Origin of the sequence: Chryseobacterium sp. CBo1, from assembly GCF_001693475.1 — a bacterium.
GTDB lineage: Bacteria > Bacteroidota > Bacteroidia > Flavobacteriales > Weeksellaceae > Chryseobacterium > Chryseobacterium formosense.
On record NZ_MAUH01000008.1, the window covers coordinates 102,350 to 117,181 of the forward strand.

At 36.9% G+C, this 14,832-nt stretch carries 14 protein-coding genes; 8 read left to right on the forward strand and 6 right to left on the reverse strand.

Going from position 1 to position 14,832, the window contains the following annotated elements:
- Position 1 precedes the first annotated feature (1 nt).
- From BA768_RS07005 to BA768_RS07020, 4 genes are all read right to left on the reverse strand, one after another.
- Positions 2 to 682, reverse strand: a complete 681-nt coding sequence (locus BA768_RS07005; protein ID WP_065720229.1) for an RluA family pseudouridine synthase — start codon at positions 680 to 682, stop codon at positions 2 to 4.
- A complete protein-coding gene (locus BA768_RS07010) occupies positions 682 to 1,017 on the reverse strand; it encodes a hypothetical protein (protein ID WP_065720230.1) in 336 nt (111 codons plus the stop codon). The genes BA768_RS07005 and BA768_RS07010 overlap by 1 nt, the downstream gene beginning before the upstream one ends.
- Positions 1,017 to 1,832 (reverse strand): 3-methyl-2-oxobutanoate hydroxymethyltransferase, encoded by an 816-nt coding sequence (gene panB / locus BA768_RS07015; protein ID WP_065720231.1) that lies wholly within the window; start codon positions 1,830 to 1,832, stop codon positions 1,017 to 1,019. The genes BA768_RS07010 and panB overlap by 1 nt, the downstream gene beginning before the upstream one ends.
- A gap of 63 nt (positions 1,833 to 1,895) precedes the next feature.
- Positions 1,896 to 2,609 (reverse strand): Crp/Fnr family transcriptional regulator, encoded by a 714-nt coding sequence (locus BA768_RS07020; protein WP_065720232.1) that lies wholly within the window; start codon positions 2,607 to 2,609, stop codon positions 1,896 to 1,898.
- Positions 2,610 to 2,698: 89 nt separating this feature from the next.
- On the opposite strand from BA768_RS07020, the gene BA768_RS07025 reads away from it, so the two are divergent.
- From BA768_RS07025 to BA768_RS07060, 8 genes are all read left to right on the forward strand, one after another.
- Entirely contained in the window at positions 2,699 to 5,074 is a 2,376-nt protein-coding gene (locus BA768_RS07025) for a heavy metal translocating P-type ATPase (protein ID WP_185114193.1), read from the forward strand.
- Positions 5,075 to 5,183: 109 nt separating this feature from the next.
- The gene (ccoS, locus tag BA768_RS07030) at positions 5,184 to 5,405 is read left to right on the forward strand and encodes a cbb3-type cytochrome oxidase assembly protein CcoS (RefSeq protein ID WP_034672713.1); all 222 of its coding nucleotides are present in this window, start codon (positions 5,184 to 5,186) and stop codon (positions 5,403 to 5,405) included.
- Between the two features lie 5 nt (positions 5,406 to 5,410).
- The gene (ccoN, locus tag BA768_RS07035) at positions 5,411 to 7,672 is read left to right on the forward strand and encodes a cytochrome-c oxidase, cbb3-type subunit I (RefSeq protein WP_034672716.1); all 2,262 of its coding nucleotides are present in this window, start codon (positions 5,411 to 5,413) and stop codon (positions 7,670 to 7,672) included.
- An 18-nt stretch (positions 7,673 to 7,690) separates the two neighbouring features.
- On the forward strand, positions 7,691 to 7,888 hold the full coding sequence (locus BA768_RS07040; protein ID WP_034672719.1) for a cbb3-type cytochrome oxidase subunit 3: 198 nt from the start codon (positions 7,691 to 7,693) through the stop codon (positions 7,886 to 7,888).
- A gap of 10 nt (positions 7,889 to 7,898) precedes the next feature.
- Complete coding sequence (locus tag BA768_RS07045; RefSeq protein WP_065720234.1) at positions 7,899 to 8,777, forward strand: cbb3-type cytochrome c oxidase N-terminal domain-containing protein; 879 nt, start codon at positions 7,899 to 7,901, stop codon at positions 8,775 to 8,777.
- A gap of 93 nt (positions 8,778 to 8,870) precedes the next feature.
- Positions 8,871 to 10,325: a cytochrome c oxidase accessory protein CcoG gene (ccoG, locus tag BA768_RS07050; protein ID WP_065720235.1), complete on the forward strand. Its 1,455-nt coding sequence runs from the start codon at positions 8,871 to 8,873 to the stop codon at positions 10,323 to 10,325.
- Positions 10,326 to 10,396: 71 nt separating this feature from the next.
- Positions 10,397 to 10,849, forward strand: coding sequence for a FixH family protein (locus BA768_RS07055; RefSeq protein WP_065720236.1), 453 nt, complete (start codon positions 10,397 to 10,399; stop codon positions 10,847 to 10,849).
- Positions 10,840 to 11,601, forward strand: coding sequence for a sulfite exporter TauE/SafE family protein (locus BA768_RS07060; protein ID WP_065720237.1), 762 nt, complete (start codon positions 10,840 to 10,842; stop codon positions 11,599 to 11,601). Before BA768_RS07055 ends, BA768_RS07060 begins: the two co-directional genes overlap by 10 nt.
- A gap of 281 nt (positions 11,602 to 11,882) precedes the next feature.
- On the opposite strand, the gene BA768_RS07065 is transcribed toward BA768_RS07060, so the two are convergent.
- Positions 11,883 to 12,311 (reverse strand): hypothetical protein, encoded by a 429-nt coding sequence (locus BA768_RS07065; RefSeq protein ID WP_123947075.1) that lies wholly within the window; start codon positions 12,309 to 12,311, stop codon positions 11,883 to 11,885.
- A gap of 11 nt (positions 12,312 to 12,322) precedes the next feature.
- A partial coding sequence (locus BA768_RS21430) for an RHS repeat-associated core domain-containing protein (protein ID WP_228388332.1) occupies positions 12,323 to 14,832 on the reverse strand: 2,510 nt, incomplete at its 5' end.

Consider the following 14,832-nt stretch of genomic DNA (forward strand, 5'->3'; position numbering starts at 1 on the left):
TCTATTCTTCACAAGCCCTCCAAATCGCATCATTTTGCGGAACCGGAGCAACAATTTCTACCGGTTCTTTGGTAACAGGATGAATAAACTGAAGCTTTCTTGCATGAAGGTTGATCCCGCCATCCGGATTGGATCTTGGAGCACCATATTTCAAATCACCTTTGATCGGAACTCCCGTTTTTGATAATTGGGCTCTTATCTGATGATGCCTTCCTGTTTCAAGATCAATTTCCAATAAAAGATAATTATCTAACGTTTTAATGATATTATAGGTAAGAATAGCTTCTTTCGCTCCATCAGTCGCTTTTGGAAAAACAATTGCTTTATTATTTTTCTCGTTTTTCTTTAAATAATGAACCAATTTCTGACTTTGAGGAATCATTTCTTTAGCCACAACCGCCCAATACGTTTTCTCAATCTCACGATTTTTCACCATTTGAGTAAGTCTTGAAAGTGCTTTTGATGTTTTAGCATAAATAACCAAACCTGAAGTCGGCCGGTCAATACGATGCACCAAACCCAGAAAAACATTTCCGGGTTTGTTATCTCTTTTTTTAATAAAATTTTTAATAGAATCGAGCAGAGATTCGTCTCCGGTTTTATCTCCCTGAACGAGCTGCCCGACTTTTTTATTGATGACTAAAAGATGATTGTCTTCGTAGACGATTTGTTCTTCCATAATTACTGACGGTACTGTGATCTGCTCATAAAAGAAATGACAACCCCAACCAAAAGACCAATCGTTTTCATCACATTAAGACCTGAATCAACCGGTAAAAAAGCTCCTATAATACACAATCCTGCTGCGGCGTATAAAGGGTAAACAAATTTAGGATTGATCAATGTCAACATTCTCGCCTGAACAATAAAGCTGATGCCGATTAAAATATAAAATAATCTTCCCGATAAAAAATAATTAATATCTCCCGGAAAGATTTTAAACCATCCCACAGCCAGACAAATAATTGCCAAAATAGAGATGATTCCCTGTGCGGTCTGCAAATTATTCCTGTCCATTAATAGCTTTCATTTTGATTAGGAAAATCAGCACTCTTCACATCTTTTACGTATTGTGAAACAGCTCCTGTAATTTCTGTATATAAATCTAAATATCTTCTTAAGAATTTAGGCGAAAAACCTTTATTCATCCCAACCATATCATGATAAACCAAAACCTGGCCGTCACAATGAGGTCCCGCCCCGATTCCGATGGTGGGAATTGAGATACTTTCTGTAACCTGTTTTGCAAGATCAGCCGGAATTTTTTCAAGAACAACTCCGAAACAACCTAGCTCTTCAAGCAATTTTGCATCACTGATTAATTTTTCAGCTTCTGCTTCTTCTTTTGCTCTTACTTTATAGGTGCCAAATTGATAGATCGATTGCGGAGTCAATCCCAAATGTCCCATAATCGGAATTCCGGCATTGATGATTTTCTTAATCGATTTAGAAATTCCCTTTCCGCCTTCTATTTTAATGGCATGAGCGCCACCTTCTTTCATCATTCTCACGGCAGATTCCAAAGCAATATCCGGATTACTCTGGTAAGTTCCGAAAGGAAGATCAGCAATCACCAAAGCTCTGTCGGTTCCTCTCACAACGCTTTGCGTATGATAAATCATCTGATCTAAAGTAATGGGAAGCGTTGTTTCAAAACCAGCCATGACGTTCGCAGCAGAATCTCCGATCAATATTGCATCAATTCCACCTGCATCAACCATTTTCGCGGTTGTAAAATCGTAAGCAGTAAGCATTGTTATTTTTTCCTTGTCGAATTTCATTTTTCGCAAGGTTTCGGTCGTAACTTTTTTAATTTCAGAATGAACAGACATACTATTTATGATTATTTAAAAGTTAAAAAGTCGGCACTGAGCCGACTTATATTTTTTGAATTTCTATAAAACCACGTGACCCAGTTTCATGAGTTTGTCGTGGTTGAGAATTTTTATATTTCTACCATCTACTTCGATGAGCTGATCTCCTTTAAATTCAGAAATCAGACGAATTGCACTTTCGGTAGCTGTTCCGATGATGTTGGCAATCTCTTCTCTTGTTAAAGATATTTTGATGAATCCTTCCGGATCAGTGCCTAATTTCTGCTCAAGAAGTAATAAAATTTCAGCAAGTCTTTCTCTTACCGTTTTTTGCGCAAGGAATGTAATCGTGTTGGAAGATTCTCCCAATTCGTAAGAGATCTTCTGAAGCATAACGAAAGATAATTGTGAATCAACTTCAAGTAAATCCATAAAAATTTCAGCAGGAAGGAAAGTAGCTTCCACATCCGTCATTGCTTCGGCCTTTGCCTGAAAATTTTCGCCACAAAGTAACGCACGATACCCAATGATATCCCCTTCTTTAATAAATCTTAAAATCTGATCTTTACCAAAAGCTCCTGATTTAGAAAGTTTGGCTGCACCTTTTTCCAAAAAATAAACTCCCTTCGGAGTTTCACCATCTTCGAAAATAATATCGTGCTTTTGAAAAGTAAGGCTCTTTTTTGCCTTCACATACTTATCAAAATCTGCACTGGTTAACCTTTCTTTAAATGATTTATCGTTAAAAACTCTTGCAAATCTCTCTTCAATAGCAATTTGTTGTTCCTGCGACATTTTTATGACATTTGTCACAAAAATAGAACATTTTAAATCGATAAACAAAAAAAAATTGTTATAATTTTGTGACTCAATAATTTATGAAGGTGAGCGAGAACTGTTTTCATTGCGGACAAGGGATAGAAAAAGAGAGAATTTCTTTCGATGAAAAAATTTTCTGCTGTACAGGCTGTAAATCTGTTTATGAAATCCTGAATACCAATAATCTCAGCAACTTCTATGAACTCAATAAAAGAGCGGGAATCCGTCCGGATGAAAATGCTTCACATTATGATTATCTCGACACGCCTGAAATTTTCGACAGAATCACAGATTTTTCGGAAGGAAATACAAGTTTAGTAACTTTCAGAATTCCGGTTATTCATTGTTCGTCATGCATCTGGCTTTTAGAAAGTCTTCACACACTGAATAAAGACATTCATTATTCTCAGGTGAATTTCACAAGAAAGACCTTACAGATTTCTTTCAACCATAATCATTTAAAATTAAGTGACTTAGCTAAATTTTTAACAAATCTTGGTTATAAACCTGCCATCAATCTTGAGACCGCTGATAAAAACGAGGACAATCTAGACAAATCTTTATTGGTAAAACTGGCAATTGCTGGATTTGCTTTCGGAAACGGAATGTTTCTAGCCTTCCCCGAATATATTGGTGGTGAAGATTTCTGGATGGATCATTATAAAGGATTATTCAGAATTCTGATGTTTCTTCTTTCCGTTCCGGTTGTATTTTATTCTGCTTCAGATTATTATAAATCAGCTTGGTATGGTTTAAAAAACAAGATTGTGAATATCGATGTTCCGATTGTTTTGGGAATTTTCGTTCTTTTTGGACGAAGCATCTATGAGATTGCCACCGATTACGGTCCTGGATATTTCGATACACTTTGTGGGCTTTTATTCTTCATGCTTTTGGGTAAAATTTTCCAGAAAAGAACGTACAGCTCGCTTTCTTATGACAGAGATTACAAATCTTTCTATCCGATCGCGGTAACCAAAGTAGATTTTAATGGAAAACAGGAAAACATTTTGCTTTCTGAAATTAAAATCGGTGACCGGATTTTAGTAAGAAATCAGGAAATTATTCCGGTTGACGCGATTCTGATCAGCGGAAACGGAAATATCGACAACAGCTTTATCACGGGCGAAAGCGAAAGCATTACGAAAAATCCGGGTGATAAAATTTTTGCCGGAGGTAAACAGGTTGGTTCTTCTTTAGAGCTTGAAGTGATTAAAAACGTGGATCAAAGCTACCTTACCCAGCTTTGGAACAAAGAAGCATTCAAAAAGCATGAGACCGGACTTGACACCTTAATCAACGACATCAGTAAATATTTCACATTCATTATTTTAGGAATTGCTTTGGTTGCAGGAATTTATTGGTATTTCATCGATCTTGAAACCATGTTTCAGGTAATTTCTGCGGTACTAATTATTGCCTGTCCGTGCGCATTGGCTTTGTCTTCTCCATTTACTTTCGGGCATATTATGAGAATTTTAGGCAGAAACAAATTCTATGTAAAAGATACTCTGACCATTGAAAAAATTGCAAAAGTGAATGCGTTGGTTTTTGATAAAACAGGAACCATTACCCATAGAAAAAAATCAAACATCAAATACGAAGGTTCTGAAATTCAGGAATTTGATTTATTGAACATTAAAAGTCTGGTTAAAAACTCCAATCATCCGCTTTCAAAATCTTTATATGAATTTTTGGAAGTTCAGGATGAATATTTCCCTGTTGATCATTTTGAGGAAATTTCAGGTAAAGGCTACGAAGCAACCGTAAGAGGAAATATGTACAAGATTGGTTCGGCAAAATACAATAATCAGGAGTCTAAAAATCTCGAGACCGCTGTTTACATCAGTAAAAACAATGAATTTATTGGTAAATTCATCTTCAAAAACGAATACCGGGAAAACCTGAAAGATCTTTTCAAAAAGCTGTTGAACTATAAAATTTTCATTCTTAGTGGTGACAATTCTTCTGAGGAAAATCAGCTTAAAGACATCATTCCGAGCTACAGCTCAATGGCATTTAACCAAAACCCGGAAGACAAACTGAACTACATCCAGAACCTTCAAAATCAAGGCTTAAAAGTAATCATGCTTGGAGACGGATTGAATGATGCAGGAGCTTTAAAACAGAGCAACGTGGGAATTGCAATTTCTGACGACAGCAACAGCTTTACACCTTCTTCCGATGTTATTATGAATGGCGAAAAAGTTTCTCAGCTTGACCGTTATCTGAATGTATGTAAAGGTTCGATTACCATCGTAAAATTAACATTCTTGATCAGCTTCCTGTACAATGTTGTGGGTTTAACCTATGCTGTATCTGGAAATATGAATCCTCTTTTTGCCGCTTTAATTATGCCAGCAAGTTCGATCACTGTCATTTCTTTCACAACAGTTTCAACCTGGATCCTCGGGAAGAAATATTTCAAAAAACAGGCGTAAAAGCCCTTATTTAGACTGATTTTAAATTAGCTGAAAACCTTATTTCGTGATGAATGTCATTATTTTTCACTAAATTTGAACCCCGAAAATAGGTTAATTTTGTTGTCAAATGGATATTCTATATTTAATGATCCTTTGCAGCGTTTCTTTGGCTGCGGTTTTTCTGGTCGTATTTATAGTTTTCGCCAGAAAAGGACAGTTTGAAGATGATGAATCACCAGCTGTAAGAATTCTCTTTGACTCCGATGAAATAAAGGAAAAAGAAGAAACTGGCAACAAAGACGAAGAGAAAAAAGGAGATAATAATAAATTTGAAGAAAAAAGTGAATAGTTAATATGGAGACACAAAAGTTTAGTTATGACAACAGTATTGTTCGTGCATTCCTATACGCTACCATAGTTTTTGGAATTATCGGTTTCGTGTTTGGACTTACGGCAGCATTGATGCTTTTCTATCCTGAGCTTCCTGAATTTTTGTTCGGGACCGATGATACAACAATCAACAGTCTGGCATCAGGAAACATACAAGGTTTAATCAATACCAACGGTGCATTAGGCTTTGGTAGAATCAGAATGCTACACACCAACACGGTAATCTTTGCATTCGTTTGTAACATCGTTTATGTGGGAGTTTATTACTCTTTACAGAGGCTTTTAAAAACAAGAATGTACAGCGACACGCTATCTTGGATTCATTTCTGGACGTGGCAAATCATGATTGTAGCTACCTTCATCACATTCTTTATGGGGATCAATACTTCAAAAGAATATGCTGAGCACGAGTGGCCAATTGATATTTTAATTGCATTCTCATGGATTATTTTTGGAATTAATATGTTCCTTACCATTGGGAAAAGAAGAGTTCGTCACCTTTACGTTGCGATTTGGTTCTATATCGGAACGTGGATTGCGGTTGCGATGCTTCATATTTTCAACAACCTTGAGGTGCCGTTATCATTCGGCGGATGGAAGTCTTATTCAGCGTATGCAGGTGTAAAAGACGCTATCGTTCAATGGTGGTATGGTCACAATGCGGTTGCTTTCGTATTAACGACTCCGGTTTTAGGTCTGATGTACTATTTCTTACCAAAAGCTGCAGACAGACCTGTATTCTCATACAAGTTATCAATTATTCACTTCTGGTCTTTAATTTTCGTATATATCTGGGCTGGTCCTCACCACCTTCAGTATACCGCTTTACCAGCTTGGGCACAAGCAGTGGGAACAGGTTTTTCGATCATGCTTATCGCACCATCTTGGGGAGGAATGCTAAACGGTCTTCTTACCTTGAGAGGAGCTTGGGATAAAGTAAGAGAGAATCCTATTCTTAAGTTCTTTGTGGTTGCAGTTACATGTTATGGTATGGCAACTTTCGAAGGACCATTATTGGCAACAAAAAACATCAACAAAATCGGTCACTTTACCGACTGGGTAATTGGTCACGTACATTTAGGCGCATTAGGATGGAATGGTTTCATGGCATTCGGTGTGATCTATTATTTGGTACCGATCATGTGGAGAACAAAACTTTGGTCTGTAAAAATGGCTAACTGGCATTTCTGGTTAGGTACTTTAGGAATCATTTTCTATGCAGTTCCGATGTATATTTCAGGATTTACACAAGGTTTGATGTGGAAGCAATTCAACCCGGACGGAACATTATTATGGAAAAACTGGTTGGATACCGTTACGGCGATCATTCCTTATTTTAAAATGAGATTCGTAGGAGGTTTATTCTATCTTACCGGAGGTCTGTTTATGGTGGTAAACCTTTACATGACAATCAAGAAAGGATCATTCCAGAAAGAAGTTCCTGCTGAAGCACCTGCATTGGCAAACATCAGCAACAAGAGAAAAGAAGGAGAAGGTACTCACCTTTGGTTGGAAAGAATGCCTTTATTATTAGGAGTTTTATCTTTCTTAACGATTTCGATCGGAAGTATGGTAGAAATTATTCCTACTTTATCATTAAAGAAAAGTGTGCCGACAATTTCTGCAGTGAAGCCTTATTCACCACTGGAACTTGAAGGTAGAGATTTATATATCAGAGAAGGATGTAACGCTTGTCACTCTCAGATGGTAAGACCATTCAGAGATGAGATCGTAAGATTTAACGGTAAAAACGGACAGTACTCTAAAGCAGGTGAATTCGTTTACGACAGACCTTTCCTTTGGGGATCTAAGAGAACAGGACCGGATTTGCACAGAGAAGGTGGTAAAAACCCAAGTTCTTGGCACTACAAGCACATGTATAACCCAAGATCAACTTCTGCAGGTTCTATCATGCCTCGTTACCCTTGGTTGATTTCAAATAATCTTGACCGATCTAAAATGGTCGACAAGCTGAAATTCATGAAGAATACTTACGATGTACCTTATACAAAAGCGCAAATTGACTCTGCAGATCAATGGGCAGACAATCAGGCAGCAAAAATCGTAAAAGATATTTTTGTAGAAGCAGCTGATTTGAAAGATGCTTATGCAAAGAGACCAAAAGGAGAATTGGAGAAAAAAGAAATCGTAGCATTGATCTCTTATCTTCAGAGATTGGGTACAGATATTAAAACAACTGAAATTAAAACAGCAAGTACTAACTAAAATTATTAAAAGTTTCCGATGATTCCTCAAAACTTTAAAGACATATTATCCAATACCGAAAACGCAGGTTTTTACCAGACATTGGCTCTGATATTCTTTATGCTGTTCTTCGTAGCACTGTTAATTTATGTCTTCAGCAGACCTAAAAAATACTACAGAGAAGAAGAACACGCTCCGCTTGAGGATGACGAAGATGATTTTAATTTAAAAAATTAAACTATTTATTATGAGACAAAGAACACCGGTTTTTGTAAACATCTTAATAATTACGGTACTATTAGTAATTTTTTATTATTTGTTTGTACAAAGCTATTCGTTTTTAACTTCTCCTTATTTCTGGGGTACGGTGGTGATCAGTGCCGTTTTAGCATACATCCACTCTGCAATCGGAGATTTAATTGAAAACAATAAATTTAAAAAGCTAACTGCTGAAGAGAAATCAGCATATTTGGCTGAGAAAAAGATTCCTTATTTCACAAGATTATATTCAGCAGCTTTCAAAAAGCAGTCTGATACGGAAGAGAAAGATATTCTTATCGACCATGGTTTTGACGGAATTATGGAGCTGGATAACCAGTTGCCAAAATGGTGGGTCGGTTTATTCTACTTTGGTACGGTTTTCTGTATCGTATATATCTGTGCTTATTCATTTACAGATTTTGCACATCCGCTAAGCGAATATGACCAGGAATATAAAACACAGGAAGCTGCCATTGCGAAGTATCTTGCAGAACAGCCACCGGTGACTATAGAATCGGCGAAATTTTCTGAAGACAATATTGCAGCAGGTGAAGAAATCTTCAAATCAAACTGTGTATCTTGTCACTCAGATGGAGGTAAAGGAGGTATTGGTCCTAACCTTACCGATAATTTCTGGCACAATCAGCCTGAAAAAACATTATTCAAAAACGTATTCCACGTTGTTGAAAATGGGGTAACAGGAACGGCAATGCAGGCTTGGGGTAAAAACGGAGTCTTAACCGGAAGCGATATCGAGAAAGTTGCAGCTTACGTTTACTCGATCAACCAGATGAAAAAAACAATTACTCCGGCTGAAGGCGGTGCACCTCCATACGGTGACGAAGCGCATTGGGAAAAACAGTAATTAAAAAAATAGAAAAGTATATGAAAAAACATAATTTGTTATTAAATAAAATAGTAACGAATTATGTTTTTTCGTTTTTAAAACCTAGAGAAAATGTCAAAAATAGACGAAGAAGCCGCTCGCGGCGGACAGGGACAGGTTTTAGACCCTGAAACCTATAGAGATTCTATAGGAACAATGGAACAATCCGGAAAAAGAAAATGGGTTTTTCCAAGAAAACCAAAAGGAAAATATACCAATTACCGAAATCTGGTAAGCTATATCTTGCTTATCGTATATTTTGCTGTTCCGTTTATCAAGATCAACGGAAATCCGTTCTTTATGTTCAATGTCATCGACAGAGAATTTTTCATCGTAGGACAGCCTTTTTATCCACAGGATTTTTTCATCCTTACTTTAGGCGCTATTGCATCTCTTATTTTCATTATCATTTTTACGATAGCATTCGGAAGAATTTTCTGCGGGTGGATCTGCCCTCAGACAATTTTTATGGAATCTGTATTTCGTAAAATAGAATACCTGATCGAAGGAGACCGTAATAAGCAAATGAAGCTGGACAGACAAGAATGGAATACCGAAAAAATCTGGAAACGAAGCCTGAAATGGTCGGTTTACATTATTATTTCACTAATCATTACCCATTTTATGTTTATGTACATTGTCGGGTATGAAGAGGTATTGAATATCGTGTCACAAGGTCCGTTTGCCAACCCGACCAATTTTATGGTGATGATTCTCTTTACGGCGGCATTTTATTTTGTATTTGCATGGTTCAGAGAACAGGTTTGTACATTGGTATGTCCATACGGAAGATTACAGGGTGTTTTAATTGATAAAGAAACGATTAATGTTTTTTATGATTTTAAAAGAGGTGAAAACCGTTCAAAATGGAGAAAAGGTGAAGACAGAAAAGCAGTTGGAAAAGGTGATTGCATAGACTGTTATCAGTGTGTAGTGGTTTGTCCGACCGGAATCGACATCAGAGACGGACAGCAATTAGAATGTGTAAACTGTACAGCGTGTATTGACGCCTGTGATGAAGTAATGGAGAAAGTGGGTCTTCCGAAAGGATTGATTCGTTATGCATCCGAAAAAGAAATTGAAACCGGAGCTCCATATAAATTTACCGGAAGAATGAAAGGTTTTGCCGTTGTTCTTGTTTTACTGGTAGGATTTTTAGGATTTCTGCTTTCCAGCCGTGGCGAAATGGAAGCAAAATTCATCAAACCCGCAGGAAGTACATTCTTTGTAAGAGACGGAAAAATTATTAATACTTACAATTACACTTTCTTAAACAAAACCAACGACAAGAAAATTGTAACCATTAAAGTCATTGATCCGGCGCATGCTGAAATCGGATTCAGTTCTTCAAGTAAAATTACGGTAGATCGTGATAAAATTTCAAAAGGAACGATCAATATCAGTTTCCCGGAAACTGAAATGAATTTATCCAAACAAAACATCACCATCGGAGTTTACGATATGAAAGGGAAGTTAATTGATTCTTATCAAACCTATTTTGAAGGACCTTTCAAGCTTCAGTTTTAAAAAAATTAAATCTAAAATGAATTGTTTTATTAATTTAATTAACACTTCATACAACATCAATCTTATCAATTATGAAAAATTTCACTTGGGGACACGGTATTTTTTTAGCACTTGCCTCATTTATTATATTTATTTTGTCGATGGTTTTTCTTTTTCCAAACGGACAGAAAAATTCTGAAATGGTTACCGACAAATATTACGAAGAAGAACTTCAGTATCAAAATGTAATTGATGCTAAAAAGCGAGCAGATGACCTTGAAGAAAAGCCTGTTTACTCTCAAAGCACTTCCGGAATTACCATCAAATTTCCTGCAGAAATAAACAATACCAACACAAAAGTAAGCTTCGTGCTGAACCGTTCCGATGACCAGAATTTAGACATTAAAAAAGAGATCACTCTGGATGCTGCCAATTCTTTCACCATTCCGGCAGCAGTTCTAAAAAATGGAAATTATACGCTAAGACTGACCTGGAAAAAAGATAAAACCGACTACCGTCTCGATTATGATGTGATATGGAAATAGCACTCATCATATCGGCCATTGGTTTAGGCTTCGCATCCGGCTTTCACTGTATCGGAATGTGTGGTCCTATTGCGCTGTCGATGGGGTTAACCAAAAAACAGGCTACCAATTATTATCTTCAGAATCTTACCTATCAGTTCGGAAGAATTTTCACCTATGCATTTCTGGGAGCAGTTTTAGGAATTATCGGTGAAGGATTCGAAATGGCAGGTTTCCAGCAATATCTTACCATTGCAGTGGGCGTTTTGCTGATCATTATGGCATTATTTTCTTTTGGCGGAAAAGATTTTGCTTCGAAAATTCCTTTTATTTCTAAATTTCTTTTTAAGGTTAAATCCAATTTAGGAAAATTGCTTCAGAAGTCTGATTACCGCTCAAGATTCACCACCGGAATTCTGAATGGATTTCTTCCCTGCGGAATGGTTTACATGGCGCTCACCGCAAGTCTTGCAAGTGGCGGAATCTGGCAGGGCGCCTCATACATGGCATTATTCGGATTGGGAACACTTCCATTCATGTTTGCCATTGTTTTGGTCGGAAATCTCGTTAATCAGGCATTCAGAACAAAAATTTTAAAAGCCATCCCGGTTCTCATGATCCTTTTGGGTGGACTTTTTATATTAAGAGGTTTAGAATTAGGCATTCCTTACATTTCTCCAAGAGCCGAAGCCATGAAAATTTCGCCGGGACATGATATTGATTGTCATAATACGGATCCGAATCATAGGCATGGTGTGGAGAGTTGTCATTAGGTTTGTTTAAGATAAATGCAAAATCCCTCGCTAAAAGCGAGGGATTTGTTTCAGTTGCCACACGATACAATCGTGCGGGAGCGAGGCTTTACGATCTTATTGATACTTACATTCGGGATTGTAAAACCAGAAAAGCATTTGCTAATCTGTAAATAAAACGCCTTTTTCAGATGAAAATAAAAATATTTGTTGCCAATTTGACAACTTATTTTATAGATTTTTAGTTGTCATTTTGGAAATTAAAACACAAAAAAACCTCGCAATTTGCGAGGTTTTTTGTATCATCTATATTTACTCCAGTCTATCTGCATCATTAGATAAAAGGAGAAAACTAAATTTAGTATAATAAATACTGCTATTCCCAATACAATCCAACCGCCTTTTTTATTAACTGCTTTAGGTAAAGCATCAAACTGTTGATGGTATAAAAACCATTGTTCTTTTGAAGAAAAGTTTTGCCATTTTAATAAAATAATTACTATAAAAGGAATATATATCAAAGGATTTTTAAATGATAAATGTAGATTCTGTTTTGTAATTATAGTATAATAATTATAAATAGACAGAAGTGACCAGATTTCAAAAGCCATAACTGTAATTCCTGCTTTAAACTCCGTCAAAAACTTACCTCCCATTTGCTCTGAAGTATACTCTATAAAACGGTAAATCCTATAATAGAAGTAATGATAATATTTTTTTATTTTTTTCATAATATTATCATTTATTTAGGACCTCTTGGAATTATATACACTCTATTCGGACCCGCTTTATTAACTCCGTTATCTAATTCTGACTGAAACTTAGTATTATCATTCATAGCACCTTCAACACCTCCCGGATATATTGCTTCCATTCCACCATAAGCAGCAGATACCATAACCCCATAAGGACCTCCTAATATTCCCCAAGCCGACATTCCTGTGTTGGTGGCAGCTTTTGTAGGAGTAACAGCATCTGGTGCATTTGGATTTTGAGTATAGTTATAAACACCAATACCATCCATTACCAAGCCTGCTCCTGCTGCTACATATCCTAATTTGGTTCCAAATTTAGAAATACTGTAGGTTTTAACGTGCTGATTTCCGTGAAATACACGTCCTGTTTGAGTAGCGGTGTAAAGCTTATAATTAGATCCTACCCGTGCAATACCTGAACCTTGCTCTAAAGCAGCACCTGTAGCAACGTTTCCGTAGTTAAGAGCTCCATAACCTCCTGTTGAATTTGAAGCCATAATGGTTGTTCCTCCTTGAGTTGTATGGTCAAATCTATTGTCCAAAGGACCTAAATCACTACTTACCGTTCCGTTATTATGAAATGTATATTGTGATGTTACTTCTCCGTTTACTTTTGTGGTTAATGTACTACCTTCTCCAAGATGTTGTGCCGTTTCTCCATAAGTTGCAACTGCATCTGCCTGAGACTTAACTTTATCATCAAAGAAAACTTGACTTCCCCTTTGTACCCAATCACTTTCTGATCTTCCATCTGGATCGATAAATCTTAAGGGATTATTATAAGCATAACGATATGGAGACCAAGCCCTGCTTTGTTCCGCCAGCGGATCTACAACACCCCATCTACCAATATCCGGCATATAAAATCTTGCGCCGTAATCATACATTCCCGTCTCTTGAAGTTCCTTACCGTTGTACTTATAATTTTGATACCCTCCTAATAAACTTTTGGCCCCTCCAATATGATTTAGTCCAAATGGGTAATAATCATTTTTATCTGTAATTTCCAAACTGCCATCTGCCTTTTTTGCATAGCTGATCCTCGAATTACCTAAATGATCAGCGTATTGGTAAATATAACGATTTTCTGTAAAACTGTAAAAACCTTCAGATGTCGCAACAAAACTTAAAACCCAGGTGGGATTAATTGGAGGAGGAAAACCCCCACTAGGATCCAGAATTATATCTCTCTGTTGATAGGCTTGCTCTTCAAAAGCTACCTCACTACGACACCATTCACATGGAGCTATTGTTTCATTATAATTATAGTGAAAACCATCCAAATAATCTGTAATGCTGCTGCTGGTAGACTGTCCTCTTCCGCCTCCGGTGCTGTAAGTTTTACGTAGTTTAGTCCCGTCTGCCCTATAAAGATAACTGAGAGTTACAGGAACTAAAAGCCCTGACCAATCAATTTGTGGAATAGAAAAGTAATTAGGGAGATTAAGATGATTATAAAAGATACTTTGAATGTTCTTATCCTTCATGTTAATCATATTACCATTGTCATCATAACTGATTAAATTATTGCCACCTTCATAACCCGTATGATTCAATGCACTTTCAATAATCTGAGTCAGACGGTTACCCGCATACTGATAATCCAGATCATCAACCATTAAAGCTGTTGGTGCACCTATGCCCGGAAAAGCAAATCTTTTAAGTGTTTTGATGTTCCCGTTAAGGTCATAGGTTAAGTGCTCATTATAATTATTGCTGTAAGGATTCGTCTGCTCGGGATCCGTATATACGGCATCCTTTAATCGGTTTAAGCCGTCATAGGAGTAAGTATATCTCTTTAGACTATTTGCAGCAGATGTTTTCCAGTCGATCTCCGCAATGTTACCGTTAAATCTTCCTGATGCTATGCCACTGTAAACCGGATTATTGTACTTAATCTTATATCCAAACAAATCTCCGCCACTTAAATCATTCGGATCATTGATTCCGGTCATCCAGCCTCGGATGTTATAGGCATAATCTACTGTCTGTAGTCCGTTTCCTGCACTTGTTCCACCAACTTTCTTACTTTTCAGCTGTGAAAGTTCATTGTATTCGTTTTGGGCTAAATATTCCACAGCATTACCGTCAACCTGATGCGTGTGTTCTAACAACCTGTTTTGATGATCATACGTGAAATTTTCTGTAATCAAACGTTCAACATCGGTATCAAGCCTTTTATGCCTTGTTACAACCTGTTTCGGAGTTCCCGAAAAGTCAAGCTGGGATTCTGTCTTGGTATAACCTCCCAAATGATTGATCGAATGTGTTGCAATGGCTCTTCCTTTATTGTCGTACCAGGTGTAGTTCTTCGTCCAGTTATCGTCTTCAATGTTTTTTACATAAGAAGCTAAAGGTAAACTTTTGGTATTTACGTTTTGCGTAAAATTATCCGTGATTGCTGCATTGCCTGGAAGTGTTGGGGTAAAACCTGGTGTTCCTAAAGGATAAGTGTCGTAATAATTGACAGACAGAACATGATTGATGGCGGTAGGAT

Coding starts and splice junctions, on each gene's coding strand:
- BA768_RS07010 (WP_065720230.1), bottom strand. CDS start 1,017: ATGGACAGGAATAATTTGCAGACCGCACAGGGAATCATCTCTATTTTG.
- panB (WP_065720231.1), bottom strand. CDS start 1,832: ATGTCTGTTCATTCTGAAATTAAAAAAGTTACGACCGAAACCTTGCGA.
- BA768_RS07020 (WP_065720232.1), bottom strand. CDS start 2,609: ATGTCGCAGGAACAACAAATTGCTATTGAAGAGAGATTTGCAAGAGTT.
- ccoS (WP_034672713.1), top strand. CDS start 5,184: ATGGATATTCTATATTTAATGATCCTTTGCAGCGTTTCTTTGGCTGCG.
- ccoN (WP_034672716.1), top strand. CDS start 5,411: ATGGAGACACAAAAGTTTAGTTATGACAACAGTATTGTTCGTGCATTC.
- BA768_RS07040 (WP_034672719.1), top strand. CDS start 7,691: ATGATTCCTCAAAACTTTAAAGACATATTATCCAATACCGAAAACGCA.
- BA768_RS07045 (WP_065720234.1), top strand. CDS start 7,899: ATGAGACAAAGAACACCGGTTTTTGTAAACATCTTAATAATTACGGTA.
- ccoG (WP_065720235.1), top strand. CDS start 8,871: ATGTCAAAAATAGACGAAGAAGCCGCTCGCGGCGGACAGGGACAGGTT.
- BA768_RS07055 (WP_065720236.1), top strand. CDS start 10,397: ATGAAAAATTTCACTTGGGGACACGGTATTTTTTTAGCACTTGCCTCA.
- BA768_RS07060 (WP_065720237.1), top strand. CDS start 10,840: ATGGAAATAGCACTCATCATATCGGCCATTGGTTTAGGCTTCGCATCC.
- BA768_RS07065 (WP_123947075.1), bottom strand. CDS start 12,311: ATGAAAAAAATAAAAAAATATTATCATTACTTCTATTATAGGATTTAC.